This is a genomic window from Hydrogenophaga sp., from assembly GCF_050182545.1.
Taxonomy (GTDB): Bacteria; Pseudomonadota; Gammaproteobacteria; order Burkholderiales; family Burkholderiaceae_C; genus Hydrogenophaga.
Genome location: NZ_JBFXCD010000022.1, coordinates 17,054 through 43,369, shown reverse-complemented (window position 1 = coordinate 43,369; position 26,316 = coordinate 17,054). Strand labels below are relative to the sequence as shown.

At 66.0% G+C, this 26,316-nt stretch carries 30 protein-coding genes and 1 tRNA gene; 19 read left to right on the top strand and 12 right to left on the bottom strand.

The window, feature by feature from the left end; translation table 11 throughout:
- Position 1 precedes the first annotated feature (1 nt).
- A complete protein-coding gene (gene ptsP / locus AB7P10_RS17970) occupies positions 2-1,759 on the top strand; it encodes a phosphoenolpyruvate--protein phosphotransferase (protein ID WP_428295224.1) in 1,758 nt (585 codons plus the stop codon).
- Between the two features lie 3 nt (positions 1,760-1,762).
- Here the strand turns inward: ptsP and AB7P10_RS17965 are convergent, their stop codons facing one another.
- The 6 genes from AB7P10_RS17965 to AB7P10_RS17940 all read right to left on the bottom strand — a co-directional run bounded on the left by AB7P10_RS17965 (position 1,763) and on the right by AB7P10_RS17940 (position 6,309).
- Positions 1,763-2,605, bottom strand: a complete 843-nt coding sequence (locus tag AB7P10_RS17965; RefSeq protein ID WP_428295223.1) for a DMT family transporter — start codon at positions 2,603-2,605, stop codon at positions 1,763-1,765.
- Positions 2,606-2,669: 64 nt separating this feature from the next.
- The gene (locus AB7P10_RS17960; RefSeq protein ID WP_428295222.1) at positions 2,670-3,362 is read right to left on the bottom strand and encodes an AraC family transcriptional regulator; all 693 of its coding nucleotides are present in this window, start codon (positions 3,360-3,362) and stop codon (positions 2,670-2,672) included.
- Position 3,363: 1 nt separating this feature from the next.
- On the bottom strand, positions 3,364-4,380 hold the full coding sequence (gene lipA / locus AB7P10_RS17955; RefSeq protein WP_428295221.1) for a lipoyl synthase: 1,017 nt from the start codon (positions 4,378-4,380) through the stop codon (positions 3,364-3,366).
- A 28-nt stretch (positions 4,381-4,408) separates the two neighbouring features.
- Entirely contained in the window at positions 4,409-5,050 is a 642-nt protein-coding gene (gene lipB, locus AB7P10_RS17950; protein WP_428295239.1) for a lipoyl(octanoyl) transferase LipB, read from the bottom strand.
- A 47-nt stretch (positions 5,051-5,097) separates the two neighbouring features.
- Positions 5,098-5,382: a DUF493 family protein gene (locus AB7P10_RS17945; protein WP_428295220.1), complete on the bottom strand. Its 285-nt coding sequence runs from the start codon at positions 5,380-5,382 to the stop codon at positions 5,098-5,100.
- 15 nt (positions 5,383-5,397) lie between these two features.
- On the bottom strand, positions 5,398-6,309 hold the full coding sequence (locus AB7P10_RS17940) for a D-amino acid aminotransferase (RefSeq protein ID WP_428295219.1): 912 nt from the start codon (positions 6,307-6,309) through the stop codon (positions 5,398-5,400).
- A 149-nt stretch (positions 6,310-6,458) separates the two neighbouring features.
- On the opposite strand from AB7P10_RS17940, the gene AB7P10_RS17935 reads away from it, so the two are divergent.
- From AB7P10_RS17935 to AB7P10_RS17890, 10 genes are all read left to right on the top strand, one after another.
- The gene (locus AB7P10_RS17935; protein WP_428295218.1) at positions 6,459-6,947 is read left to right on the top strand and encodes an ATP synthase subunit I; all 489 of its coding nucleotides are present in this window, start codon (positions 6,459-6,461) and stop codon (positions 6,945-6,947) included.
- Between the two features lie 24 nt (positions 6,948-6,971).
- The gene (gene atpB / locus AB7P10_RS17930) at positions 6,972-7,841 is read left to right on the top strand and encodes a F0F1 ATP synthase subunit A (RefSeq protein ID WP_428295217.1); all 870 of its coding nucleotides are present in this window, start codon (positions 6,972-6,974) and stop codon (positions 7,839-7,841) included.
- A gap of 76 nt (positions 7,842-7,917) precedes the next feature.
- Entirely contained in the window at positions 7,918-8,166 is a 249-nt protein-coding gene (gene atpE / locus AB7P10_RS17925) for a F0F1 ATP synthase subunit C (RefSeq protein ID WP_077334647.1), read from the top strand.
- A 123-nt stretch (positions 8,167-8,289) separates the two neighbouring features.
- Entirely contained in the window at positions 8,290-8,760 is a 471-nt protein-coding gene (locus AB7P10_RS17920; RefSeq protein ID WP_428295216.1) for a F0F1 ATP synthase subunit B, read from the top strand.
- 42 nt (positions 8,761-8,802) lie between these two features.
- On the top strand, positions 8,803-9,333 hold the full coding sequence (locus tag AB7P10_RS17915) for a F0F1 ATP synthase subunit delta (protein WP_428295215.1): 531 nt from the start codon (positions 8,803-8,805) through the stop codon (positions 9,331-9,333).
- 54 nt (positions 9,334-9,387) lie between these two features.
- Complete coding sequence (gene atpA, locus AB7P10_RS17910) at positions 9,388-10,944, top strand: F0F1 ATP synthase subunit alpha (RefSeq protein ID WP_297652803.1); 1,557 nt, start codon at positions 9,388-9,390, stop codon at positions 10,942-10,944.
- 31 nt (positions 10,945-10,975) lie between these two features.
- Positions 10,976-11,842 (top strand): F0F1 ATP synthase subunit gamma, encoded by an 867-nt coding sequence (atpG, locus tag AB7P10_RS17905; RefSeq protein WP_428295214.1) that lies wholly within the window; start codon positions 10,976-10,978, stop codon positions 11,840-11,842.
- Between the two features lie 47 nt (positions 11,843-11,889).
- Positions 11,890-13,296, top strand: a complete 1,407-nt coding sequence (gene atpD / locus AB7P10_RS17900) for a F0F1 ATP synthase subunit beta (RefSeq protein ID WP_428295213.1) — start codon at positions 11,890-11,892, stop codon at positions 13,294-13,296.
- A gap of 100 nt (positions 13,297-13,396) precedes the next feature.
- Positions 13,397-13,813, top strand: a complete 417-nt coding sequence (locus AB7P10_RS17895) for a F0F1 ATP synthase subunit epsilon (RefSeq protein WP_428295212.1) — start codon at positions 13,397-13,399, stop codon at positions 13,811-13,813.
- Between the two features lie 126 nt (positions 13,814-13,939).
- Positions 13,940-14,515, top strand: a complete 576-nt coding sequence (locus AB7P10_RS17890) for a cyclic nucleotide-binding domain-containing protein (RefSeq protein WP_428295211.1) — start codon at positions 13,940-13,942, stop codon at positions 14,513-14,515.
- Positions 14,516-14,519: 4 nt separating this feature from the next.
- On the opposite strand, the gene AB7P10_RS17885 is transcribed toward AB7P10_RS17890, so the two are convergent.
- The 3 genes from AB7P10_RS17885 to AB7P10_RS17875 are packed head-to-tail and all read right to left on the bottom strand — an operon-like array spanning position 14,520 to position 16,583.
- Positions 14,520-15,047, bottom strand: coding sequence for a TPM domain-containing protein (locus AB7P10_RS17885; RefSeq protein ID WP_428295210.1), 528 nt, complete (start codon positions 15,045-15,047; stop codon positions 14,520-14,522).
- A 19-nt stretch (positions 15,048-15,066) separates the two neighbouring features.
- The gene (locus AB7P10_RS17880) at positions 15,067-15,978 is read right to left on the bottom strand and encodes a TPM domain-containing protein (protein ID WP_428295209.1); all 912 of its coding nucleotides are present in this window, start codon (positions 15,976-15,978) and stop codon (positions 15,067-15,069) included.
- On the bottom strand, positions 15,975-16,583 hold the full coding sequence (locus AB7P10_RS17875) for a LemA family protein (RefSeq protein ID WP_428295208.1): 609 nt from the start codon (positions 16,581-16,583) through the stop codon (positions 15,975-15,977). The genes AB7P10_RS17880 and AB7P10_RS17875 overlap by 4 nt, the downstream gene beginning before the upstream one ends.
- A gap of 124 nt (positions 16,584-16,707) precedes the next feature.
- Between AB7P10_RS17875 and AB7P10_RS17870 the strand changes: the two genes are divergently transcribed.
- The 3 genes from AB7P10_RS17870 to AB7P10_RS17860 are packed head-to-tail and all read left to right on the top strand — an operon-like array spanning position 16,708 to position 18,685.
- A complete protein-coding gene (locus AB7P10_RS17870) occupies positions 16,708-17,145 on the top strand; it encodes a YybH family protein (RefSeq protein WP_428295207.1) in 438 nt (145 codons plus the stop codon).
- The gene (locus AB7P10_RS17865) at positions 17,142-18,143 is read left to right on the top strand and encodes a YheT family hydrolase (RefSeq protein ID WP_428295206.1); all 1,002 of its coding nucleotides are present in this window, start codon (positions 17,142-17,144) and stop codon (positions 18,141-18,143) included. The genes AB7P10_RS17870 and AB7P10_RS17865 overlap by 4 nt, the downstream gene beginning before the upstream one ends.
- An 11-nt stretch (positions 18,144-18,154) precedes the next feature.
- Positions 18,155-18,685 carry a DUF2946 family protein gene (locus tag AB7P10_RS17860; RefSeq protein ID WP_428295205.1) on the top strand — a complete coding sequence of 177 codons (531 nt, stop codon included), beginning with the start codon at positions 18,155-18,157 and terminating at the stop codon, positions 18,683-18,685.
- 68 nt (positions 18,686-18,753) lie between these two features.
- Here the strand turns inward: AB7P10_RS17860 and AB7P10_RS17855 are convergent, their stop codons facing one another.
- Positions 18,754-19,608 (bottom strand): c-type cytochrome, encoded by an 855-nt coding sequence (locus tag AB7P10_RS17855; protein ID WP_428295204.1) that lies wholly within the window; start codon positions 19,606-19,608, stop codon positions 18,754-18,756.
- A gap of 144 nt (positions 19,609-19,752) precedes the next feature.
- Here AB7P10_RS17855 and AB7P10_RS17850 point away from each other — a divergent pair.
- The 3 genes from AB7P10_RS17850 (at position 19,753) to AB7P10_RS17840 (ending at position 20,860) form a co-directional block, all read left to right on the top strand.
- Positions 19,753-19,828, top strand: a tRNA-Arg gene (locus tag AB7P10_RS17850).
- Between the two features lie 56 nt (positions 19,829-19,884).
- Positions 19,885-20,265 (top strand): hypothetical protein, encoded by a 381-nt coding sequence (locus AB7P10_RS17845; RefSeq protein ID WP_428295203.1) that lies wholly within the window; start codon positions 19,885-19,887, stop codon positions 20,263-20,265.
- Positions 20,258-20,860, top strand: coding sequence for a DedA family protein (locus tag AB7P10_RS17840; protein ID WP_428295202.1), 603 nt, complete (start codon positions 20,258-20,260; stop codon positions 20,858-20,860). The genes AB7P10_RS17845 and AB7P10_RS17840 overlap by 8 nt, the downstream gene beginning before the upstream one ends.
- A gap of 81 nt (positions 20,861-20,941) precedes the next feature.
- Here the strand turns inward: AB7P10_RS17840 and mdeB are convergent, their stop codons facing one another.
- Complete coding sequence (mdeB, locus tag AB7P10_RS17835) at positions 20,942-23,524, bottom strand: alpha-ketoglutarate dehydrogenase (protein ID WP_428295201.1); 2,583 nt, start codon at positions 23,522-23,524, stop codon at positions 20,942-20,944.
- Positions 23,525-23,625: 101 nt separating this feature from the next.
- Here mdeB and AB7P10_RS17830 point away from each other — a divergent pair, with 101 nt between their 5' ends.
- Positions 23,626-24,111 (top strand): Lrp/AsnC family transcriptional regulator, encoded by a 486-nt coding sequence (locus tag AB7P10_RS17830; protein ID WP_428295200.1) that lies wholly within the window; start codon positions 23,626-23,628, stop codon positions 24,109-24,111.
- Positions 24,112-24,132: 21 nt separating this feature from the next.
- Here the strand turns inward: AB7P10_RS17830 and AB7P10_RS17825 are convergent, their stop codons facing one another.
- Positions 24,133-24,882: an IclR family transcriptional regulator gene (locus tag AB7P10_RS17825; RefSeq protein ID WP_428295199.1), complete on the bottom strand. Its 750-nt coding sequence runs from the start codon at positions 24,880-24,882 to the stop codon at positions 24,133-24,135.
- A gap of 149 nt (positions 24,883-25,031) precedes the next feature.
- Here AB7P10_RS17825 and AB7P10_RS17820 point away from each other — a divergent pair, with 149 nt between their 5' ends.
- Positions 25,032-26,306: a Rieske 2Fe-2S domain-containing protein gene (locus AB7P10_RS17820; RefSeq protein ID WP_428295198.1), complete on the top strand. Its 1,275-nt coding sequence runs from the start codon at positions 25,032-25,034 to the stop codon at positions 26,304-26,306.
- The last annotated feature ends 10 nt before the right edge of the window (positions 26,307-26,316 follow it).

Here is a 26,316-nt window from a genome sequence, read left to right as displayed (position 1 = left end):
CATGACCATCTCGGTCCATGGCTTGGCTGTCTCCCGAGGCATTGCCATCGGAAGGGCCGTGATCGTGGCGTCCAGCCGGGTGGATGTGGCGCACTATTTCATTCCGGTCGATCAGATCGAGAGCGAGATCGAGCGTCTGCGCCAGGCGCGCAACGCGGTGGCCGAGGAAATCACCAAGGTGCAGCACAGCCTGCACGACCTCGGCCCGAATGACGCGCACCCCGAACTCACCGCGCTGCTCGACGTACACCTCATGCTGCTGCAGGACGAGCAGCTCACCAGTGGCGTGAAGCACTGGATCATCGACCGCCACTACAACGCCGAATGGGCGCTGACCACGCAGCTGGAGGTGATCGCGCGCCAGTTCGACGAGATGGAAGACCCGTACCTGCGCGAGCGCAAGGCGGATCTGGAGCAGGTGGTCGAGCGCATGCTGCGCTTCATGCGCGGCGTGGCGTCTCCTGTTGCGGCAGGCGCTGAGGATCCGCGGCATTCGGGTGACGGCTCGGCAGAGGCCCCTCTGGTGCTGATCGCGCACGATCTCTCGCCGGCCGACATGCTGCAGTTCAAGCAGAGCGTGTTCGCGGGTTTCGTCACCGACGTGGGTGGCAAGACCAGCCACACGGCCATCGTGGCGCGCAGCATGGACATCCCGGCCGTGGTCGGCGCGCGCTCGGCCAGCCACATCATCAAGCAGGACGACTGGGTCATCATCGACGGCGACGCGGGTGTGGTGCTGGTCGACCCCTCGCCGATCCTGCTGGCCGAATACGGCTTCAAGCAGCGCCAGGGTGAGGTCGAGCGCGAGCGGCTCTCGCGGCTGAAGAACACGCCCGCCGTCACGCTTGATGGGCAGAAGATCGAACTGCTGGCCAACATCGAGCAGCCCGAGGACACCGCCGCCGCACTCAAGGCCGGGGCCGTGGGCGTGGGCTTGTTCCGCAGCGAATTCCTCTTCATGGGGCGCAGTGGGAACCTGCCCGACGAAGACGAACAGTACCAGGCCTACTGCCGTGCCGTGGAAGGCATGCAGGGGCTGCCGGTGACCATCCGCACGGTGGACGTGGGGGCCGACAAGCCGCTGGAGCGCGGCGTCTCGCGCTCTGGCGAAGACCACCTCAACCCCGCGCTGGGCCTGCGCGCCATTCGCTGGAGCTTGGCCGAACCTTCCATGTTCCTGGCGCAGCTGCGCGCCATCCTGCGCGCGGCCGCGCATGGCCCGGTCAACCTGCTCATTCCCATGCTGGCCCATGCCAGCGAAATCCGCCAGACGCTCGCGCTGGTTGGTCGCGCACGCGAGCAACTGGACAACGCCGGCACGCCGTACGGGCACGTGAAGCTGGGCGCGATGATCGAGGTGCCGGCGGCGGCGCTGACCATTCCGCTGTTCTTGCGGCATTTTGATTTCCTCTCCATCGGCACCAACGACCTGATCCAGTACACGCTGGCGATCGACCGCGCGGACGAGGCGGTCTCCCACCTGTACGACCCGGTGCACCCGGCGGTGCTGCACTTACTGGCTGGCACCATCTCGCAGTGCAACGCGCAGGGCAAGGGTGTGAGCGTGTGTGGCGAGATGGCGGGCGATGTGAGCCTGACGCGCCTGCTGCTCGGTCTGGGGTTGCGCAGCTTTTCCATGCACCCGTCTCAGATCCTCGCGGTCAAGCAGCAGATCCTGCGTTGTGACACCACGCGCCTGCAGACCTGGGCGCAGAGCGTGCTGGCGGCAGAGGACCCGGCCGCACTGATGACGGACTGAGTTTCAGCGTGGCTGGCGCGTGGCCATTACCGCGGCGCCGACGATCATCAGCGCCGCCACGCCCACGGTTGCGCTTGGCCGTTCGCCGCGCACCAGCAACAGCGTCAGCGTGGACAGCAAGGGCGTGAGAAAGCTCAACACACCAATCTGCCGCGCGTCCCCGCGCTTGAGCGCCGCGTCCCACAGGAAGAAGGCACCGCCTAGCGGGCCCAGACCCAGTATGGCGATCAGCAGAAGATCGCGCGTGGACAGGCTCACCGAAGGCTCCAGCCCCACGTGACACAGCAGCGAGAGCAGGCCCGAGGCGAGCGCGAAGCCGCCGATGGCAGCGGTGGGAAAGGCCTGCACCCGCTTCGTCAGCAACGAGTAGCTGGCCCAGATGAAGGCCGAGGCCAGCGCAGGCAGGTAACCCCAGGCCCAGCGTGCCTCGCCGGCACCGACGGCGCCACCGAGGATGGCCAGCGCCGCGCCAGCGAACCCGATCAGTGCCGCGATTACGTGGCGTACGGTGAGGGACATGCCGGGCAGGAACAGCGGCGCCATCACGACGATGCCCAGAGGCCACAGGTAGTTCACCAGGTTGGCCTGCACAGGTGGAGCGTGGCGCAGCGCGATGAAGAGCAGGAAGTGGAAGCCGAACAGCCCGTAGACACCCAGCCCCAGGATGGACATCGGCACGCGCCACCGGCGCAGGTCGAAGCGCGAGAGCGGCAAGGCGATCAGGCTGCCCACCAGCAGCGACAGGCCCGTGAGCAGGAAAGGCGGCACGTGGGACAGCGCCACACCCAAGGCGGCAAGCGATGCCCACAGCGCGATGGCGCCCAGGGCCAGCAGGTTGGCATTCATGGTGTGCGAGCTTAGTGGGGCGCGGCAGCGCGCGGCGCTGGCCTGTCGTCGCGCAACGCGTGTCTCAGCCCGCCCGGCGCCGCAGCGCAGCGGTCAGGGCCGACGGCGAGCGATAGCCGATGCGGTGCGCGATGTCCGCCACGCTCAGGCCTTGCGTGCGAAGGGTGCGTGCCTTTGCCAGGCGAAGGTCTCGCAGCCATTGCTGGGTGCTCTGACCATGCTCATCCCGACAGCGTGCCGCCAACTGGGCGGCGCTCAGGTGCGCGCGGTTGGCCAGGTCGGCGACCGTGGCGCGCGGTCCCTGGTCCAGCGCCCAGCGCGCCAGGGCACTCCAGTCGACGGAGCGGCGGGGACGGCGTGGTGCGGCGGCACTGCCTGGTGGCGTGGACCAGGCTTCGAGCAACAGGCCGGGGCCCAATTGCTGTGCACGCGGAAGATCCGCACCGCAGGCCCTTGCAAGGTAGCGCGCCAGAGCGAGAGCCGCGGGAGGGGGGCTGCATGGCACCACGTGGACCCAATCTTCGGCATGGCTGTCGAGCACGAGGCAGCAGGCGCCCGAGCGCGCCTCGAAATCGTGCCGCTCGCCTGGCGGCACCACGCAGCCGTCGCCGGCCGCGATGCGCCGCCCGCGCCCGACCACTTCGAGTTCAAGCACGCCGTCCAGGCCGACGAGGATCTGGAAGTGCCCATGGTCGTGGCTGCCGTGCGAGGCGCCGTAGTTGCGCACGCTCAGGTGGTCGCGCGCGCTCCTGGTCATGTCACTTGGCCAGTGCTTCCAGCACGCCGTGCGCCTGCTGGTCGGCGTGGTAGCTGCTGCGCACCATGGCGCCCACGGCGGCGTGCGTGAAGCCCATCCTGTAGGCCTCGGCCTCGAACATCTTGAAGGTGTCCGGATGCACGTAGCGGCGCACCGGCAGGTGGTGGCCACTGGGGGCAAGGTACTGGCCGATGGTGAGCATGTCGATGCCGTGCGCGCGCATGTCGCGCATGACCGCCAGGATCTCTTCGTCTGTCTCGCCCAGCCCCACCATCAGGCCGCTTTTGGTCGGCACGTGCGGAAACAGTGCCTTGAACTTCTTCAGCAGGTTCAGGCTGAACTGGTAGTCCGAACCCGGGCGTGCTTCCTTGTACAGGCGCGGAACGGTCTCGAGGTTGTGGTTCATTACGTCGGGCGGCGCGGCCTTGAGGATGTCGAGCGCGCGGTCGTCCCGGCCGCGGAAATCGGGCACCAGCACCTCGATCTGTGTCTGCGGCGAAAGGGCCCGGGTCTTTTCGATGCAGGAGACGAAATGGCCGGCACCGCCGTCACGCAGGTCGTCACGGTCCACGCTGGTGATCACCACGTACTTGAGCTTGAGCTGGGCGATCGTTCTGGCGAGGTTGTCGGGTTCGTCAACGTCCAGCGGGTCGGGGCGGCCATGGCCGACGTCGCAAAACGGGCAGCGCCGCGTGCACTTGTCGCCCATGATCATGAAGGTCGCCGTGCCCTTGCCAAAGCACTCGCCGATGTTGGGGCAGCTGGCTTCCTCGCACACCGTCACCAGCTTGTTGCTGCGCAGGATGTCCTTGATTTCGTAGAAGCGCGTGGTCGGACTGCCGGCCTTGACGCGGATCCACTCGGGCTTCTTGAGCACCTCGGCGGGCACCACCTTGATGGGAATGCGCGCCGTCTTGGCCTGGCTCTTCTGCTTGGCCGTGGCGTCGTAGCTGGCCGCCGGTTGCGCGTCGCGGACGGTGCTGCTGGCGGGAGCGGTGGGGGTGTCGGGGCGGGTCATGGCGTGGGCGCCAGGGGCGCGGGTTGGATCAGGGAGAGAGGGTGGTCGCCAGCTTCTGGCTCAGGACCTGTGCCGCCTCATCCCATGAAACGGCCACCCCGATTGTAGAAAGGTCGACGGTTTGCAGACCGGCGTAGCCGCAGGGGTTGATGCGCTGGAAGGGTTGCAGGTCCATGGCCACGTTGAGCGCCACGCCGTGGTACGTGCAGTGGCGACTGACCTTGATGCCCAGCGCGGCGATCTTGCCCAGGCCGGCGAAGTCGGGGGCAGGCAGGGGCGCGCCGGGCAGGCGCTTCTGTGGCCGCTGCGGCAGCATGGCATGGTCTCCCGGATCGGTCAGCCGCACGTAGATGCCGGGCGCACCGGCGACACGGTGGCCGGTGACGCCAAAGTGGCCCAGGGTGCGGATGACGGCTTCCTCGACCCGGTAGACGTACTCCTTGACGAAGTAGCCCGCGCGCTGGAGATCGATCAAGGGATAGGCGACCACCTGGCCGGGGCCGTGGTAGGTCACCTGACCGCCGCGGTTGGTCTGTACGACGGGGATGTCGCCGGGCGCGAGGAGGTGGTCATCGCGCCCCGCCAGACCTTGTGTGAACACGGGAGGGTGTTCGCAGACCCAGAGTTCGTCGGGCGTAGCGGCTTCGCGTTGCGCGGTGAATTCCTGCATGGCCTCGCAGGTGGGGGCATAGGCCACCCGGCCCAGCGGGCGGATGTTCACAGAACGATCTTGACCATCGGGTGCGTGGTCAGGGTCCGGTAGAGCTCGTCGAGCTGTTCCCGGTTGACGACGCGCACCGTGAGCGTCAGCCCCAGGTAGTTGCCGGCCTTGCTCGGGCGGCGCTCGACGGTTTGGTGATCGAAGCCCGGATCGAAGGCGCGCGCGACGTGCACCATGGCCTCGACGAAGCCCTCGACGTTGTGCCCCATGACCTTGATGGGAAAGTCGCTGGGGTAGGTGATGAGCGACTGCTCGGGAGGAATATCGGGGGGCAGGTCCATGGCCGGGTTACAGGTTCAGATCGACTGCGCTGCCACCGCCTGCTGGTAGCCGGCATACAGGCGGGCATACACCGGGCCGGGCAGGCCGCGTTGCGTGCCATGCCCCACAGGGGTGCCGTCCAGCGTGGTGATGGGCAGCACTTCCTTGGTGGCCGATGAAAGCAACAGCTCATCGGCGGCCAGCACCTCGGCGCGCGAAATGCGGCGCAGCTCGAAGCGCAGGCCCTGCTCGCGGCAAATGTCCTCGATCAGGCCAAAGCGGATGCCTTCGAGCACCAGGTGGTCCCTGGGCGGGCCCAGCACGGCGCCACCCTTGACCACCCACACATTGCTGGCCGCTGCCTCGCTCAGGAAGCCGTTGCGGAACATCACGGTTTCGATCGCACCGGCATCGGCACTGATCTGGCGCGAGAACACGGCGCCAAGCAGGCTGGTGCTCTTGATGTGTGCCTTTTGCCAGCGAAAGTCGTCGGCCGTGACGCAGGCCACGCCATGCTCGCGCTGCGCTGCGGTGGCCAGCTTCATTTCACCGGCCATCACGAACACGGTGGGCGCGAGGTCGGGTGGCATGACGTGGTCGCGCACGGCGACACCGCGCGTGACCTGCAAGTAGATCAACTGGTGGGCAAAGCCCTTGCTGTCCTGCAGGGACGCCACAAGACGGCGCGCGATCGCCAGCCACTCCTCGCGCGTCAGTGGGTTCCGGATGCGCAGTTCGGCCAGAGAGCGCTCCAGCCGCGCCATGTGCTGTTCGAACCGGAACAGCTTGCCGCCATAGGCCGGCAAGACCTCGTAGACGCCGTCGCCGAAGATGAAGCCGCGGTCCAGCACGCTGACTTTGGCGTCGCGCAGCAGTGCGTACTCGCCATTGAGATAGCACAACGTGTCGGGAAGAAGAGGGGCATTGCCCGCAGCGGCAGGTGTCATGGCGGGATTATCGGCCGCGTGGGCCAAGGCTGCCTTGTCCGTCGGCTCGCCTTGACGACCGCATGGGGTTTCTACGTATAATCAACGGCTGTGCCGAAATGCATGTGTCCGTAACCCATCTGTCATTTGCCATGTCGACAATGCCCCCGGTGACGTCGAAGGCGCCCGACCCAGGCAACTGGGAAGATGGGGAGCAAGACCCCGAATTCAAGCCCCTGGACCGCGAGGAAGCGGTTCGGTGGCGTGCCGCTCAGCCCGGTTTGTCGGCCTGGCGGATCGTGATGGTGCAGTTGCTGGTTGGAATGGCAGCAGGGGCCTTGGGCTGGGTGTTCACCCGGCAGGTGTCGGTTGTTCTTTCCGTGCTGTATGGCGCAGCATCGGTGGTGGTCCCGACGGCCTTGATGGCCTGGGGCATGACAGCGAGCGCCCTGTCCCGTCGATCGTCGGGGCATGTGGTCTCGATGTTCATGAGCTTCGTGTTGTGGGAGGGGGTCAAGATTCTGCTGTCGGTGGCCATGTTGTGGTCTGCGCCCAGAGTCGTCCCTGACCTGAACTGGCTGGCCTTGCTGGTGGGGCTGGTGGTGGTGATCAAGGTGTACTGGTTTGGATTCTGGATCCAGACCCGTCGTCCAAACTGAAACGGTTGATGGAATCAAACAAACATGGCTGCTGAAGGACATGCGCTGACCCCCGGTGAATACATCCGGCACCACCTGGTTCACTTGACGAACAAGAAGCAGGAGTCGATCGTCGACTTCTCCGTGATCAACATCGATTCGATGGTGATCAACGTCCTCTTGGGTGCGCTGGTCTGCTTCGTGCTCTGGCTGGCCGCGCGCAAGGCCACGTCCGGCACGCCGGGCCGTTTTCAGGCGGCCGTCGAGATCCTGGTCGAGATGGTTGACAGCCAGGCCAAGTCGGTCATTCACAACGCGCATAGCCGCAAGCTGATTGCTCCCCTGGCGCTCACGGTGTTCTGCTGGATCTTCATGCTGAACTTCATGGACCTGCTGCCGGTGGATGCGCTGCCCGCCATCTGGCACGCCGCCGGCCCGGCCATGGGTTATCCCGATTACCTGCGCGTCGTGCCCACGGCCGACCTGTCCACCACGCTGGGCCTGTCCATCTCCGTGTTCCTGCTCTGCCTGTACTACAACGTCAAGATCAAGGGCCTGGGCGGCTGGGCGCATGAATTGGTGAGCGCGCCTTTCGGCACCAGCAAGAACCCGCTCTTTGCCTTGCTGCTTGGCGTGGTGAATTTCGCCATGCAGATGATCGAATTTGTCGCCAAGACCGTGTCCCATGGCATGCGACTGTTCGGCAACATGTTCGCCGGTGAACTCGTGTTCATGCTGATCGCGCTGCTGGGTGGTTTTGCCGCGCTGTCCTTGGGAGGTGGCCTGTTCTTCATTGGGCACATCATCGCGGGCTCGATCTGGGCCATCTTTCACATCCTGATCATCACCCTGCAGGCGTTCATCTTCATGATGCTGGCCCTGATCTATTTCGGGCAGGCGCATGACGCTCACTGACGTGCGCTGATTGGTGCATCCGGTTTCTTTCGTTACTTTCCCTCTCTCAACTTTCGTTTCTTTCTAAGGAGTCATCATGGAAAACGTTCTGGGTCTCGTCGCACTGGCTTGCGGTCTTATCGTCGGTCTGGGTGCCCTGGGCGCCTCTGTCGGCATCGGCATGATGGGCGGCAAGTTCCTTGAGTCCGGTGCGCGCCAGCCCGAGCTGATGAACGACCTGCAGACCAAGATGTTCCTGCTGGCCGGTCTGATCGATGCGGCCTTCCTGATCGGTGTGGCCATCGCGCTGCTGTTCGCCTTCGCCAACCCCTTCACGCTGGCTTGATCGGTCTGCTGCCCCGCGCTGCGGCGCCCCGGCGAATCGGCCCAGCCGTTTCGCCGCCCGGTTTTCCGCTGATGCCGCAGCAGGTGCATCCCACCTCTTGTCCCTACACAGAAAGGCGTTGCGATGAACATCAATGCAACCCTCTTCGCGCAGATCGTCGTCTTCGCGATCCTGGTGCTTTTCACGATGAAATTCGTGTGGCCCCCGATCGCCAAGGCGCTGGACGAACGTGCGTTGAAGATCACCGAAGGCCTGGCTTCCGCCGAGAAGGCCAAGTCCGAACTGGCCGTGGCCAACAAGCGGGTCGAGGAAGAGCTCAGCAAGTCGCGCAACGAATCGGCCACCCGCCTGGCCGATGCCGAGCGCCGGGCCCAGGCCGTGATTGAAGAGGCCAAGGCCCGGGCGACCGACGAAGCCGCCAAGATTGTCGCGGCCGCGCGCCAGGAAGCCGAGCAACAGGTCATCAAGGCCCGTGAAGGCCTGCGCGAGCAGGTGGCCGCTCTGGCCGTCAAAGGTGCCGAGCAGATTCTCAAGCGCGAAGTCAACGCCGGCGTTCACGCCGAGTTGCTGAGCCGCCTGAAGACCGAGCTCTGATCCCGCCCCACGACGCCAGCGACCGGCACCCAAAGGACCACCATGGCAGAAATCGCCACCATTGCCCGCCCCTACGCGGAAGCGCTGTTCAAGGCTGTGGGCTCTGACGCGGCCAGCGCCGCAGTCTGGCTCGATGAGCTGGCTGCTGTGGCCGCCAACGAGCAGCTGCGACAGTTTGCCGACAGCCCCAAGGCCCTGCCCGAGCAGGTGTTCACGCTTATGAGCGGGGTGCTCAAGAACGCACTGCCCGCTCAGGGCCAGAACTTCCTGCGCACCGTGATCGACAACGGCCGCATTGCGGCCCTGCCCGAGATCGCGGCCCAGTTCCGCGCGTTGAAGAACGCGCAGCTGGGGTCATTCGACGCCGTGGTCTACAGCGCCTTTGAAGTCGACAGCAGCGCGCTGGCCGATCTCTCCGGCGTGCTGGAGAAGCGCTTTGGACGCAAGCTGAACCTCCACGTCGAGTTGCAGCCCGATCTGATCGGCGGCATCCGCGTGGTCGTGGGAGACGAGGTGCTCGACACGTCGGTCAAAGCCCGCCTGGAACAAATGAAGATTGCCCTGACGGCCTGACGGTCGATACTCCGGGCGAGCCTGCACACCATTTAACGAAAGAAGGAAAGAGTCATGCAACTCAATCCCGCCGAAATCTCCGAACTGATCAAGTCCCGCATTGAGGGCTTGGCCGCGTCGACTGACGTGCGCAACCAGGGCACCGTGGTGTCGGTTACCGACGGTATCGTCCGCGTTCACGGCCTGTCCGATGTGATGCAGGGCGAGATGCTGGAATTCCCCGCCAACAAGGATGGCGTGCCGTCCTTCGGTCTGGCGCTGAACCTCGAGCGCGACTCCGTCGGCGCCGTGATTCTGGGCGAATACGAGCACATTTCCGAAGGCGATACCGTCAAGTGCACGGGCCGCATTCTGGAGGTGCCGGTGGGCCCCGAGTTGATTGGCCGCGTGGTCAACGCCCTGGGCCAGCCGATCGATGGCAAGGGTCCGGTCAATGCCAAGATGACCGACGTGATCGAGAAGGTCGCCCCGGGCGTGATCGCCCGCAAATCTGTGGACCAGCCGGTGCAGACGGGCCTGAAGTCGATCGACTCGATGGTGCCCGTGGGCCGCGGCCAGCGCGAGCTGATCATCGGTGACCGCCAGACCGGCAAGACCGCAGTGGCCATCGACGCGATCATCAACCAGAAGGGTCAGAACATGACCTGCGTGTACGTCGCCATCGGCCAGAAGGCGTCGTCCATCAAGAACGTGGTGCGTGCCCTGGAACAAGCCGGTGCGATGGACTACACCATTGTCGTGGCCGCCTCGGCCTCCGAGTCGGCTGCGATGCAGTACCTCTCGGCCTATTCGGGCTGCACCATGGGCGAGTACTTCCGCGACCGTGGGCAGGACGCCCTGATCGTGTATGACGACCTGTCCAAGCAGGCCGTGGCCTACCGCCAGGTTTCCCTGCTGCTGCGTCGTCCGCCGGGCCGCGAAGCCTATCCCGGCGACGTGTTCTATCTGCACAGCCGCCTGCTCGAGCGCGCAGCCCGCGTGAACGCCGACTATGTCGAAGCCTTCACCAAGGGCGAAGTCAAAGGCAAGACGGGCTCGCTGACCGCACTGCCCATCATCGAAACGCAGGCCGGTGACGTGTCCGCATTCGTTCCGACCAACGTGATCTCGATCACCGACGGCCAGATCTTCCTGGAAACCAGCCTGTTCAACGCCGGCATCCGCCCCGCCATCAACGCCGGTATCTCGGTGTCGCGCGTCGGCGGCGCCGCCCAGACCAAGCTGATCAAGAGCCTGTCAGGCGGCATCCGTACCGACCTCGCGCAGTACCGTGAACTGGCGGCTTTCGCGCAGTTCGCTTCCGACCTCGACGAAGCCACCCGCAAGCAGCTCGACCGCGGCGCCCGCGTGACCGAACTGCTCAAGCAGGCGCAGTACAGCCCGCTGTCCATCAGCCTGATGGCCGCCTCGCTGTTTGCCGTGAACAAGGGCTTCATGGATGACGTCGACGTCAAGAAGCTGCTGTCCTTCGAAGCGGGCCTGCATGCGCACCTCAAGGACAAGCAGGCTGCCCTGCTGACCAAACTGGAGTCCGACAAGGCCATGGACAAGGACGCAGAAGCACAACTGTCGGCGGCCATCGCCGAGTTCAAGAAAACCGGCACGTACTGAACCGGCCCATTGACCCGATAAAGGAGCAGCAATGGCAGCAGGCAAGGAAATACGCGGCAAGATCAAATCGGTGGAGAACACCAAGAAGATCACCAAAGCCATGGAAATGGTCGCAGCCTCCAAGATGCGCAAGGCGCAGGAGCGCATGCGCGCGGCTCGCCCTTACGCCGAGAAGGTGCGCCAGATCGCCGGCAACCTGAGCCGGGCGAACCCTGAGTACACCCATCCCTTCATGCAGACCAACGACGCCAAGACCGCCGGTTTTGTCGTTGTCACGACCGACAAGGGTCTGTGTGGCGGCCTCAACACCAACGTGCTGCGTGCCGTGACCAACCAGCTCAAGGAGCTGCAGGCCAAAGGCCAGGACGCTCAGGCCGTGGCCATCGGCAACAAGGGTCTGGGCTTCCTCAACCGCATTGGCGCGAAGGTCGTCTCCAGCGTGACGGGTCTTGGCGACACGCCGCATCTTGAGAAGCTGATCGGCCCTGTCAAGGTGCTGCTCGATGCTTACACCGAGGGGCGCGTCAACGCTGTCTACGTGTGCTACACCAAGTTCATCAACACGATGAAGCAGGAGTCGGTGATCGAGCAGCTGCTGCCACTCAGCGCGGACACGATCCAGGACAACGCGGGTGGCCGCGACTGGGACTACATCTACGAACCCGATGCCGCCACCGTCATTGACGAATTGCTGCTGCGCTACGTGGAAGCCCAGGTGTATCAGGCGGTGGCCGAGAACATGGCTTCCGAGCAGTCCGCCCGCATGGTGGCCATGAAGGCCGCGACCGACAACGCTGGTAGCGTCATTGGTGAACTCAAGCTGGTCTACAACAAGACCCGCCAGGCCGCGATTACGAAAGAACTTTCGGAAATCGTCGCCGGCGCCGCCGCGGTCTGAAGCAGCAGCCGCCCAACAGAATCCAGAGAAAACAGAAGGTATTCATCATGTCTCAAGTACAAGGCAAGATCGTCCAGTGCATCGGCGCCGTCGTGGACGTGGAATTTCCGCGCGATCAGATGCCGCGCGTTTATGACGCTCTGAAAATGGAAGGCTCCGCGCTGACGCTGGAAGTGCAGCAGCAGCTGGGCGACGGCGTGGTGCGCACCATTGCACTGGGCTCCTCCGACGGCCTGCGCCGCGGCATGGTGGTGTCCAACACCGCCAACCCCATCATGGTCCCCGTGGGCAAGGCCACGCTGGGTCGCATCATGGACGTGCTGGGCGCGCCCATCGACGAGCGCGGCCCTGTCGACCAGGCGTTGACCGCCTCAATCCACCGCAAGGCCCCCGCTTACGACGAACTCTCGCCCTCGCAAGAGCTGCTGGAGACCGGCATCAAGGTGATCGACCTGGTGTGCCCGTTCGCCAAGGGTGGCAAGGTGGGCCTGTTCGGTGGTGCCGGCGTGGGCAAGACCGTGAACATGATGGAGCTCATCAACAACATCGCCAAGGCGCACAGCGGTCTGTCGGTGTTCGCTGGCGTGGGTGAGCGCACCCGCGAGGGCAACGACTTCTATCACGAGATGGCCGACTCCGGCGTCGTGAACCTGGAGAACCTGGGTGAGTCGAAAGTGGCCATGGTCTACGGCCAGATGAACGAGCCTCCGGGCAACCGTCTGCGCGTGGCCCTGACCGGTCTGACCATCGCCGAATCCTTCCGCGACGAAGGCCGCGATGTGCTGTTCTTCGTGGACAACATCTACCGCTACACCCTGGCCGGTACCGAAGTGTCCGCCCTGCTGGGCCGCATGCCCTCCGCCGTGGGCTACCAGCCGACGCTGGCCGAAGAAATGGGCCGACTGCAGGAGCGCATCACCTCCACCAAGGTCGGCTCGATCACGTCCATTCAGGCCGTGTACGTGCCAGCCGATGACTTGACCGACCCGTCGCCCGCCACCACCTTCGCCCACCTGGACTCCACCGTGGTGCTGAGCCGTGACATTGCTGCGCTGGGCATCTACCCCGCCGTGGACCCGCTGGACTCCACCAGCCGCCAGCTCGACCCGCTGGTGGTGGGCCAGGAACACTACGAAACCGCGCGTGCCGTGCAAGGCACGCTGCAACGCTACAAGGAACTGCGCGACATCATTGCCATTCTGGGCATGGACGAACTGGCGCCTGAAGACAAGCTGGCCGTGGCCCGCGCCCGCAAGATCCAGCGTTTCCTGTCGCAGCCGTTCCACGTGGCCGAGGTGTTCACGGGTTCACCTGGGAAATATGTGCCGCTATCCGAAACGATCCGCGGTTTCAAGATGATTACCGCCGGTGAATGCGACCACCTGCCCGAGCAGGCGTTCTACATGGTCGGCACCATCGATGAAGCCTTTGAAAAGGCGAAGAAGGTCGCCTGAGCCGAGGTTCAGCGTTCAGCGTAGTGCGTTGAGCGGGGACTGAGCAGACGCCCCCGCGCGCTCAATGCTCAGCGCTCAACGCCCAACCCAAGGAAATTCCATGAGTACCATCCGCGTCGATGTGGTCAGCGCCGAAGAGTCCATCTTCTCCGGCGAGGCCAAGTTCGTGGCGCTCCCAGGTGAGGCCGGTGAGCTGGGCATTCTGCCCGGGCACACCCCCTTGATCACCCGCATCAAGCCCGGTGCCGTGCGCATCGAGAGGGCCGAGGGCGGCGAGGAGTTCGTGTTCGTGGCGGGCGGCATTCTGGAAGTGCAACCCCACCATGTCACGGTCCTGTCCGACACCGCCATCCGCGGCGGCGACCTGGACGAGGCCAAGGCCACCGAGGCGCGCAGACAGGCCGAGGAAGCCGTGAAGAATGCCCAGAGCGACCTCGACCTGGCCAAGGCCACGTCGGAACTGGCGGTCATGGCCGCGCAGATTGCTGCGCTGCGCAAGTACCGCCAGAAGAAGTAAGGCCCCGCGCTGCTTCTCGGAGATGGACCGGCCCTGTGCCGGTCTTTTTCTTGGTCGCTGCAAGTCGGCTCGCGCCAGAGCGAATAACATCCTGCAACGAGACAAGCACAAGGAACCGAGCGCGACATGTCTTCCATATTCGAGAGTCCGGACACCGCTCCCGAAGAAGTGGCGGCCCGTTTGCTCGTCACCTCCTCCGCGCTGGCCGACCTGACGCTGGGCGACGCCCTGAAGATCGTGGGTTACATGCGCCCCAAGCTCATCAAGGCCGGCACCGTGATCATCCAGGAAGGGGAGGTCAGGCAGACCGACTACATGCTGCTGGTGCTTGAGGGCGATATCGCGGTGGAGAACGAATTGCCAGGGCTGCACGAGAGCATGGTGGTGAACATCATGGGGCCAGGTCATTTGATCGGCGAGATGGGCGTACTCGACGGCGCCCCGCGCTCGGCCACCTGCACCGCCAACACCGACATTGCCGCTGCCGTGCTATCGCGCACGGCCCTGATGCGCCTGCTCAAGGAGGACCCCAAGCTCGGGTCGCGCCTGTTGCTCGCGATCTCCAAGCGCATGGCCGATCGGCTGCGCGAGACCACGCGCAAGCTCAAGACCTTTGCCCAGATGAACAAGGCGCTGCAGCAGGAGCTCAACGTGGCGTTGAACAGCCGCGCCACCCCGGACAAGCGCGGCGTGCGCGGCTGAGGACTCAGCGGCGCACGACGCTGTCCGCCAGTTCGTTGCGCCGACCTTCATCCGCTGCGGCGGGGAAGTGCAGAACCAGCAGGGCAGACACCTCCTCCAGGGCTTGCGTCAGCCCGTCTTCGAACGCACCTTCGCGCAGGCGCGTTCCCAGCCGGTCCACGATGGCCTGCCATTCGGCCTGGCTCACACGCCGTGCGAGCGCGCGGTCGGCCACGAACTCGATCGCGTGCTCGGCCAGCAGCAGGTAGATCAGCACGCCGTTGTTGTGCTCGGTGTCCCAGATGCGCAGGCGTCCGAACCAGGTCAGTGCACGCTCGCGCACGATGATCGGCAACGGCGTGTTCGCGTTGATGCGCCAGAGATAGCTCGTGGGCAACGCCGCCTCCACGCACAGCCGGACCTCGCCGCTGTGCCGGCCCTCGCTGGCGGCCACGCGGCGCGCCAGGCGTTCGGCCATGTCGTCGGGCAGGGCGCGGGTGATGTCCGAGGCGTCGAGCCAACGGTGTTTGAGGATGCGAAGCAGCTTGTTCATGCTTGTGTGCGCTCCATCGTTACCAGCCGCCCGACGCGCCGCCACCACCGAAGTTGCCACCGCCGCCTGAGCTGAAGCCGCCCCCTCCGCCGAAGCCCCCGCTGCGACCACCAAAGCCACCACCGCCCCAACCCTTGCCGCGACCACCCCGACCAGGGCCTCCGGTTGTGGGTGCCGGCAGGAATTGCAGGAACAGCGCGGCCAGCATGCCGAGCAGCCCGGCGCCAATCGCGACCCAGACCACCGTGGTCAGCAGCCAGGCGAGAGCACCCGCGCCCAACCCGGTCAGCAGAGCGCCAACCTTGTTGCCGAAGATGCCGCGCAACACGGCCGAAAACATGGGCACGGCGAATACCAGAAAGACGAGCACTTCCATCCACTCGAAATCGCCGGCGTCACCGCCTGTGCGTGCGGTTTGGCTGGCGGGCAGGGGCAAGTCCTCGCCGCGTATGCGCGCAAGGATCTGGTCCAACCCCGCCTCGATGCCGCCCGCGTAGTCGCCGCGGCGGAACGCTGGCGTCACCGCGCCATCGATGATGCGTCGCGCCATTAGGTCGGGAATCGCGCCTTCGAGCGTCTTCGCGGGGGCGATGCGCAGGCGCCGGTCGTCCTTGGCGATGACGAACAGCACGCCGTCGCCCACGTCGCGCCGGCCGATCTTCCAGGCATCGCCCAGGCGCTGCGTGTAGTCGGCAATGTCTTCGGGGGCGGTGGTCCCCACCATCACCACCACCACCTGCGAGCCGTTCGATTGTTCGAACGCGGCGAGCCTGGCTTCGATCGCCGCGATGCTGGCTGCATCCAGCGTGCCGGTCTGGTCGATCACGCGCGCACGCAGTTCGGGGATGGGTTGCAGGCCCTGCGCGAGCGTCCACACCGGCAAGAGCCACAGCGCCAGCGCCAGCAGCGACCGGGCCAGGCGCTGCGTCATGGTTTCTTGAAGTCCACTGCGGGCGGTGTCGAGATGGCCGCCTCGTTGGCCACCTGGAAGTTGGCCTTGGGGCCGTAGCCGAACACCATGGCGGTGAGGTTGGTGGGGAAGCTGCGCGCAAGAACGTTGTACTCCTGCACGGCCTGGATGTAGCGGTTGCGCGCGACGGTGATGCGGTTCTCGGTGCCTTCGAGTTGCACGCGGAGATCGCTGAAGCCCTGGTTGGCCTTGAGGTTGGGGTATTGCTCTACCACCACCATCAGGCGGCTGAGCGCACTGCCCAACTCGCCTTGCGCCGCCTGGAACTGCTGCATCGTCGCCGGGTCGTTCAGTGTCTCAGGCGTGACCTGGATCGAAGTCGCCCTGGAACGCGCTTCGATTACGCGGGTAAGCGTCTCCTGTTCGAAGTTCGCCTCGCCCTTCACGGTGGCCACGATGTTGGGGATCAGGTCCGCGCGCCGTTGGTACTGATTGAGCACCTCGGACCAAGCCGAGGTGCTCTGCTCATCCAGGCGCTGGAAGTCGTTGTAGCCGCAGCCGGTGAGACTGGTGCCAAGCAGCAAGGCCGCGGCCCAGAAGAACAGACGTTGAATGGGGGTGCGCATGAAACCTCCGCGGAATTGGATGCCCCGACCCGCGGCACTATACCCTTGGGGGCTGCGACGATGGTGGTGCGCCAGGGGGATACGGCATGAGAGCGACGCCTGCGCAGGCGGCAAAATACGCCGCATGCGCAAACCAAAACTTCCTCCCGGCTCGCCGGACGACACGGAGGCGGCGTTCTACGACGCCATGCAGCACGCCGACATCGAACGGCTCATGGCCTGTTGGGCGGACGAGGACGACATTGTCTGCGTGCACCCCGGTGGCCCGCGCCTCGTGGGACATGCCGCCGTGCGCGCCGCCTTCGAGGCCATGTTTGCCAGCGGCAGCGTGCAGGCTCACGCCGAGAAAGTCCGCCGGCTGGACGCGGGAAGCTGCAGCGTGCACAGCGTGGTCGAACGTGTGGCCGTGATGACGGACGACGGCCCGCAGCACGCCTGGGTGGTCGCGACCAACGTGTACGCCAAGACCGCGCAGGGCTGGCGCATGCTGGCCCACCACGCCAGCCCGGGTTCGCGCGCGGAGCCGCTCGAGGTCCTCACCAGCAAGCCGGTGTTGCATTGAGACGCGACAGCGATTTTGCATACCGCGCGCCCTGGTGGCTGCCGGGTGGCAACACCCAGACCCTGTGGGCCGCGCTGGTGGCGCGCCGCCACTTCGGGCCTGCGCCTCGCTGGCGGCGCAGCCGCTGGAGCACGCCTGACGGCGATTTTGTCGACGTGGATGAGGCCTTGCACGCGAGTGATTCGCACGCGCCGCTGCTGGTGCTGTTTCACGGCCTCGAAGGCTCGTCGGCCAGCCAGTACGCCGTGGCCTTCGCCGACTTTGCTGCGGCTCACGGGCTGGCCTATGCGGTGCCGCATTTCCGAGGTTGCTCGGGTGAGCTCAACCACGCGCCGCGCGCCTACCACTCGGGCGACTTCGCCGAGATCGACTGGATCTTGCGCCGCTTCGCCACCGAGAACCCCGACCGCCCGCTGCTGGCCGTGGGTGTTTCGCTGGGCGGCAACGCGCTGATGCGCTGGGCCGGGGAAATGGGACAGGAAGCGCAGCAGCGGGTGCGTGCCATCGCCTCGGTGTGTTCACCACTCGATCTCGCCGCCGGCGGTCACGCCATCGGGCGTGGCTTCAACCGGCTGGTCTACACCCGCATGTTCATGCGCTCCATGGTGCCCAAGGCGTTGCAGAAGCTGGAGCAGCATCCCGGTCTGTTCGACCGCGAGGCGCTGCTGGTGGCGCGCGATCTTTACGAGTTCGACAACCTCTTCACGGCCCCGTTGCACGGTTTTCGTGATACCGAAGACTACTGGGCTCGCGCGTCGGCCAAGCCGGTTCTGCACCGCATCAGCGTACCCGCGCTGGCTTTGAACGCCCGCAACGATCCCTTCGTGCCTGCGGCGTCGTTGCCGGGCCCGCAAGACACCAGCGCCAGCGTCGTGTTGTGGCAGCCCCCGCAGGGGGGGCATGTCGGGTTCCCGGTGTCACAAGGACCCTTCGGCCTTCCCGGCCATGTGCGTGCCATGCCCGAAGCCGTGGGAAACTGGCTGCTCGCCCACCTATGACAATCACCGCCATGGACGACATCGTCAAGGCTGCAATGGCCAAATGGCCCAATGTGCCGCACTGCTACGGATGGCTGGGGCTGGACGCGCGAGGCAACTGGTACATGCGCGACGACCGCACGCAGGCCGCCGGCCCGTTTCCTGACAGCAAGGGTTCGTTGTTGCAGCACGAGAAGCTGATCGACTTCATCCATCGCAACTACGCGGTGGACGAACAGGGCCGCTGGTACTTCCAGAATGGGCCGCAACGGGTGTACGTGGAGCTGGAGGCCACGCCCTGGATCTGGCGCTTGCAGCCCGATGGGCGTGTGCTGTCTCACACGGGTGCGCCGGTTCACGTGCAAGACAGCCTGCTGGATGAATCCGGCAGGCTGTATCTGGTCACCGATGCCGGCGTCGGCCTGGTGCACAGTGCCGACATGGTGCAAGCGGCCGAACGGGTGGAAGCGGGTCGCTGGTCGCCACATCAGGTGGTGGCGTCCGCCCTGCCCACGCGGTACGGTTTTGTGCAAAGCCCCCAGCGACGACAGCCGCACGCCTGATCTGCCTGTGGCGCGACCACAAAAAAGCCGGTCAGTGGACCGGCTTTTTTGGGGCCTTGCAGCGCTGCTTACTGCACCGCCGCCAGCATGTACTGCACAGCGGCCTTGATGTCGGCATCCGATGCGGTCGAGCCACCCTTGGGCGGCATGGCACCCTTGCCTTTGATCACCGTGGCGGTCAGGGCGTCCAGGCCCGTGCCGACACGTGGCGCCCATGCGGTCTTGTCGCCGAACTTCGGCGCGCCCGCCACGCCGGCCACGTGGCACACGGCGCAGGCCTGCTTGTAAAGCGCTTCGCCCGCACCAGCAGCCACGGTGGTAGACGCCGCCGGGGCAGGTGCGGCCGCAGCGGTCGCGGGAGCGGCAGCGGTCACCGCAGCAGGTGCCGCCGCGGTGGCAGGGGTGGCTTCTGCGGCTGCGGGTGCCGGCATTTGCGGTTCCGGGAACTTGCCGCCCGAGGCGTTGGCCATGTGCACCACCGCGCGCCCGATCTCCGCGTCGCGGAAGGCGCCACCACCTTGCGCACTCATGGCGCCTTTGCCCTTGAGCGCCGAAGTCAGCAGGGCGTCATAGCCCGTGGCAATGCGCGGGGCCCAGGCGGCGGTATCGCCGAGCTTCGGCGCGCCCGCCAGGCCAGCCCCATGGCAGGCGACGCATTGCGCGTTGTACACCGATTCGCCGGACGCCAATGGACGGTTGGCGTCGCGCAGCTCCACCGTGCCCACGCGCTGGATGCGCTGCGCGGTGGCCTGTTCCATGTCCACCGCGCCAGCTGCGGGCTTGTCACCCGACACCACGTAGTACACGAGGCCGATGATGATGAAGATGGGGGCGACAAACGCAAAGAAAGACGTCCAGAGCAACTGCGTGGGCGTCTTGATCGGGCCGGTGTGGTGTTCGTCGTCGTGCGCGTGGTCGCTCATGGTGTCCTCAAGGGTGGCGAATCGGTGCCGGGAAGGGAGTGGGGCGTGCCCGTCGCGGAGCGGGGCAAAACAGCCCGTGATTATAGCCAAGCCCCCTGCGGCAACCCGGGCGTGCGCCCCCCGGCTGGTAGAATCGCGGGCGTTGCGGCTGTAGCTCAGTGGATAGAGTATCGGCCTCCGAAGCCGAGGGTCGTGGGTTCGATCCCCGCCAGCCGCACCAGCATCAAGAGCGTCCCGCGCTTGCCAATGGCCTGCGAATTCAAACGCTAGGGTCCAGTGTCCTCACATCCCCCTTCCAGTCCCCTGCAGCGCACGCGGCGCTGGCTTGGCATTCTGGCTGTTGTGGCGGGGCTGGCCCTGCTGGGTCTTTTTGGCGCACGCGCCTGGCACCAGTACCAGTACGCGCAGCGCGTGGCGGCGGGGCAGGTCCGGGTGGAAACGCTGCGCGGCTGGATGACGCTGCCCTACATCGCCAAGGTGTACGGTGTGCCCGAATCGCGCTTGCGTGAAACGCTGGGCTTGCCCGCTACGGGGGATGAGGACCGCAGCTTGCGCAACTGGCTGGAAGTTCAAGGCATCGACCCGGTTGCGGGACGTGCCCGCGTCGAGGCACTCATCCTGGCCGAAACCGGTCGGCGCGAGGCGCCGGGTGACTGACGTCAGCGAGTGGCTGCTGACGGCCCTGCTCAACCATGGCAACGCCTTGCTGGGGGGCACGCTGTTTCTGGCGGCGTTCGGTGTGCCCCTGCCTGCCACGATGACGCTGATGGCTGCGGGCGCCTTCACCCGGCAGGGCGTGCTGCCCATCGAAAGTGCCGTGCTGTCGGCGTGCCTGGGCGCCATGGCGGGCGATGCTTGCAGCTACCTGTTCGGGCGCGCCGGCCTGAAACGGGTGCCGCGGCGCATCACTGGTTCGCAGGTCTGGCAGCGTGCGGCAGCGCTGTTTGCCGTCTGGGGTGGCTGGGGTGTCTTTGTCAGCCGCTTCCTGCTCACGCCGGTGGCGCTGCCGGTCAACCTGCTGGCAGGGGCGACCGGCTACCCCTGGCCACGTTTCTTGCTGGCCGTGGTGGCGGGCGAGGCGATCTGGGTCGTCCTGTATGGCGGCCTCGGGCATCTGTTCGCCGACCAGTGGGAGAACCTCGGCCGGCTCGCGGGTGACGCGGTGGGCGTGTTGATGGGCGCAGTCCTGTTGGGCTCGGGTATCCGGGCGCTCATGGCCGGGCGCCGGCGCCGCACAGATGCGCGGCGCTGAAGTGGGCAAGTCACCGTCGGGGCGGGTTGCCCCCTCTCACGTTTCGCCCTCACGCCGGCAACCCACGCCAGCCAGCCCTGCTCACGAAGTCACCGCGCGCGCCCGCTTCGCGATGTTCGCCGCGTCCACCTGGAAGAACGCGCGCAGCGCGGCGCGCGTGTCGCTGCGGCCAAAGCCGTCGGTGCCCAGGGTGAGGTAGCGCCGGCCTTCGGGCACGAAGGCGCGCACGCTCTCGGGCACGGCGCGCACGTAGTCGGTCGCGGCGATCACCGGGCCTGTGCCGTCGGCCAGCAGTCGCGTGAGGTGCGAACCTTCGCCATGTGCCATGCCATCGCGCGCAAGTTCGCTCCAGCTGGTGATGCTGAACACGTCAACGCCGAAGCCCTCGCTGGCCAGCGTCTGCGCGGCCTGGATCACTTCGGTCAGGATGGCGCCCGAGCCGAGCAGGGTGACGCGCTGCGTTGCGCTGTCGGCGCCGAAGCGCCCGAAGTGGTAGCCGCCCTGGAGCACGCCCGCGGCCGCGCCCTCGGGCAGATCGGGGTTGGCGTAGTTCTCGTTCATCAGCGTGACGTAATGGAACACGTCCTGCTGCTCCACCAGCATCTCGCGCATGCCGGCGTCAAGGATCACCGCGAGCTCGCCGGCAAAGGCCGGGTCCCAGGCCTTGCAGTTGGGGATGGTCGCGGCCACGAGGTGGCTGCTGCCGTCCTGGTGCTGCAGACCTTCGCCGCCGAGCGTGGTGCGCCCGGAGGTGGCGCCCAGCAGGAAGCCGCGCGCGCGCTGGTCGGCCGCAGCCCAGATCGCGTCGCCCACGCGCTGGAAGCCAAACATCGAGTAGTAGATGTAGAACGGCAGCATGGCCAGGCCGTGCACGCTGTAGCTGGTGGCCGCTGCCGTCCAGCTCGCCAGTGCGCCGGCTTCGCTGATGCCTTCTTCCAGGATCTGCCCGTCCAGCGCCTCGCGGTAGCTCAGCACCGAGCCAATGTCTTCCGGCGCGTAGCGCTGGCCCACGCTGCTGTAGATGCCGACCTGCTTGAACAGGTTGGCCATGCCGAAGGTGCGCGCCTCGTCGGCCACGATGGGCACGATGCGCGGGCCGAGCTGCTTGTCCTTGAGCAGGCCACCGAGCATGCGCACGAAGGCCATGGTGGTGCTCATCTCCTTGCCGCCGGCCAGCAGCGCGAAGTTCGCGTAGGTGTCGATGGCGGGCACGGGCAGTACCTCGCAGGTGGTCTCGCGCCGGGGCATGGCGCCGCCGAGGCGCTCGCGGTGTTCGCGCAGGTAGCGCATCTCGGCGCTGTCGTCGGCGGGCTTGAAGAAGCTCAGGCCGGTGGCCTGTTCGTCGGTCAGCGGGAGGTTGAAACGGTTGCGGAATTCGATCAGGTCCGCGCCCTCGAATTTCTTCTGGCTGTGCGTGGTCATCTTGCCCTGGCCCGCGCTGCCCATGCCGTAGCCCTTCTTGGTCTGCGCCAGGATCACGGTGGGCTGGCCTGTGTGGGCGGCGGCCGCGGCGTAGGCGGCGTGGATCTTCACCAGGTCGTGGCCGCCGCGCTTGAGGCGGTCGATCTGCTCGTCGGTCATGCCCTGTGCCAGGCGCGCGAGTTCTTCATTCTGGCCAAAGAAGTTGTCGCGGTTGAAGCGCCCGTCCTTGGCGGCAAAGGTCTGCATCTGTCCGTCCACCGTGGCGGCGAAGGCGCGCACCAGCGCACCCGTGGTGTCGCGCGCGAACAGGCCGTCCCAGTCGCTGCCCCACACCAGCTTGATCACGTTCCAGCCCGCACCGGCAAAGAGCTTTTCCAGCTCGTCGATGATGCGGCCGTTGCCGCGCACCGGGCCGTCCAGGCGCTGCAGGTTGCAGTTGACCACCCACACCAGGTTGTCCAGCCGCTCGCGCGCGGCCAGCGTGAGCGCGCTCATGCTCTCGGGCTCGTCCATTTCGCCGTCGCCGAACACGCCCCACACCTTTCTGCCCTCGCAGTTCTGCAGCTGGCGGTGCGTGAGGTAGCGCATGAAGCGCGCGTGGTAGATCGAGCTGATCGGGCCGATGCCCATGGAGCCGGTGGGAAACTGCCAGAAGTCCGGCATCAGCCATGGGTGCGGGTAGCTGGAGAGGCCGCGCGCGCCGCTGGCCGGCGCGGTGATCTCCTGGCGGTAGTGAAGCAGGTCGGCTTCGCTCAGCCGCCCTTCGAGGAAGGCGCGCGCATACACACCGGGCGCGCTGTGCGGCTGGAAGAACACCAGGTCGCCATCTCTTCCTGCGCGGAAGAAGTGGTTGAAGCCGGTCTCGAACAAGTCCGCGGCGCTGGCGTAGCTGGCGATGTGCCCGCCCAGTTCGCCGTACGCCTGGTTGGCCCGCACCACCATGGCCAGCGCGTTCCAGCGCATCAGCGAGGCCAGGCGCTCCTCCACCGCGAGGTCGCCGGGGAAGGCGGGCTGGTCCTCCACGGCGATGGTGTTGACGTAGGGCGTGTTCAGCTCGGGCTGCCAGCCAATGCGCTGCTGGCGCGCCAGGCGCGCCAGCTCATCGAGGATCTGGCGCGCGCGCGCCGGGCCCTGCGTGGCGGCCAGTGAGAGCAGGGCCTCGCGCCATTCCAGCGTCTCGGCCGGATCGGGGTCGGCGCCCTCGGGTTCGTCGAAATACCGCTGCCTTGAAAGGTCGTTCATGGTGATGCTCCGTGGACCGGTCACTGTAGGCGCGGTGGACACGCAGTTGCTGCCAAAGCGACGCAATACGTGCTTGTTCTGGCGCATAAAATTCCGCGAACATGAATACATCCAGCACAAACGACCTCGATGCGACCGATCTGAGGATTCTTGGTGAGCTGCAGCGCGACGCCAGCCTGTCCAATGTGGAGCTGGCCCGGCGCGTGCACCTCTCCCCCTCGCCCTGCCTGGCGCGGGTGCGCGCGCTGGAGGCGCGCGGGCTGATCCGCCAGTACGTGGCGCTGCTGGACGCGAAACAGCTCGGCCTGCACCTGAACGTCTTCATCTCGATCAGCCTCAAGCAGCAAAGCCGCGAGGCGCTGGAGGAGTTCGAGGCGCGCATCGGCATCCGCGACGAGGTGATGGAGTGCTACCTCATGACGGGCGACGCCGACTACCTGCTGCGCGTGGCCGTGCCCGACATGCCCGCGCTGGAGCGCTTCATCCTGGAGCAGCTCTCGCCGATCGCGCAGGTCGAGAAGATCCGATCCAGTTTCGCGCTCAAGCAGGTGCGCTACAAGACGGCACTGCCGCTGCAGCAGGGGTGAGCGTGGGCGCCTGCGTGCCCCTCACTGCCTGGCGCCGGCCTTCTGCGAGAGTTCACGCGCTGCCTCCACCAGCCATTGGGCAATGCGGTTGACTTGCGCGTCGTCCACGCGCGCACTGGGGCCGTAGACCGCGAGCGAACCCATCACCTTGGCGCCCGCTGAGAAGAAGGGCGCGGCGATGGCCACCGCGCCCTTGATCAGTTCATCCCGGCTGATGGCGTAGCCGACCTCGCGGATGCGTGCCAGTTCGTCCAGGTACGCGGCGCGCTGGTCTTGCGGGACTTTTCCCTCCAGGTACCTGGGCACATCGTTCGCAAAGGCCAGGATGGCACGCCCGCTCGCACCCAGGGTCACGCTCTCGCTGTAGCCCACGCCGCGCTTGAAGCTCAGAGGCTGGTGGCTGGGCAGTTCCGCCACGCAGACGCGTTCACGGCCGTGGTGCACCAGCAGGGCGACAGTCTCACCTGTCTGCTCCCACAGGCTTCGCATCATGGGTTGCGAGAGTTCGGCCAGATCGAGGCCGGAGGCCCAGATGTGGGCGAGATGGGCCACCGAGGGTCCGAGCTGGAAACGCTGGGGTTCGCCAGAGGAAACGACGAATCCCCGCAGCTCCAGCGTGCGCAGCAGCCGGTAGAGCGTGGGACGGCTCAAGGCCACGCGGCGCAGCAGATCGCTTGCGCTCAACAGGTGGTCGCCCGGGCGGAAGGCCATCAGGATGTCCAGGGCGCGGTCCACTGCCCGTACGCCGTCGTTGCTGTTTTCTGAGTTCATGGTGCGCATTTTTCAGGCGGAAATGGGCATTTTTGCAGAAATCCGTCCACCTGATGGACATTCGATTCATTTTGTTGACGAACGTCAACTCGCTCAACAGAATGGACAGCCGTATCACCAAGCGTACAACCTCACACCGGAGCTCACCCGTGAACAAGGAAATGTCAGAAACGCTCACCCGTGTCGGTCCCGGCACCCGCATGGGCAACCTGCTGCGGCGCTACTGGGTGCCCGCGCTGATGTCGAGCGAAATCCCCGAGGCCGATGGACCGCAGGTGCGCGTGCAACTGCTGGGCGAAAAGCTGCTGGCCTTTCGCAACACCGATGGCAAGGCCTGCCTGATCGGCGAGTTCTGCTCGCACCGTGGCGTCTCGCTCTACTTCGGCCGCAATGAGGAGAACGGCATCCGCTGCGCGTACCACGGCGTCAAGTTCGACGGCACGGGCCGGTGCGTGGACGTGCCGTCCGCGCCGCAGGCCTGCGCGCGCATGCACATCAAGGGCTACCCCTGCATCGAGCGCGGCGGCATCGTCTGGACCTACATGGGTCCGGCCGACCAGCAGCCCGCGCCGCCCGAACTGGAGTGGTGCACGTTGCCGCCCGAACATGTTTTCGTTTCCAAGCGCCTGCAGTACAGCAACTGGCTGCAGGCCATGGAAGGCGGCATCGACACCGCGCACGTGTCATACGTGCACCGTTTCGAGGTGGACACCGACCCGATGCACCAGGGTGTGAAGGCGCTGGACTACATCAAGGCGGACGGCAACGTGAAGTTCGAGATCGAACAGACGCCGTTCGGCCTGAGCCTGTTCGGCCGCAGAAACGGCGAGCCCGATTCGTACTACTGGCGCATCACGCAGTGGCTCTTTCCCTGGTTCACGCTCATCGCACCGTTTGGAGATCACGCGCTGGGTGGCCACGTGTGGGTGCCCATCGATGACCACAACTGCTGGGCGTGGAGCATCAACTGGCAGCCGGGCCAGCCGCTGACCGAAGAAGAGCGCACGGCCATGGAAGAAGGCAAGGGAATCCACGTCGAGTACGAAGCGCCGGGCAGTTTCATTCCCAGGCAAAACCGCGACAACGATTACGGCATGGACCGCGTGGCGCAACGCGAAGATCGCTCCTACAGCGGCATCTTCGGCTTCTCCGCGCAGGACTATTCGTTGCAGGAGAGCATGGGGCCGATCCAGAACCACGAGGCTGAAATGCTGCTGCCGACGGACAAGGCCATCGTGATGGCGCGCCGCATGCTGCACCAGGCCACGCTGGGCCTTGAAGAAGGCCAGACCCCCCCCGCACTGGACGCGGGCGCGCAACACGTGCGCCCCGCCGGCGTGCTGCTGCCCAAGGAGCAGGACCCCGTCGAGTGGGCGCGCGAGCATCTCGCGGACGCCACGAAGAAGCCGGTCTTCAGCCTTTGAGACCACATCG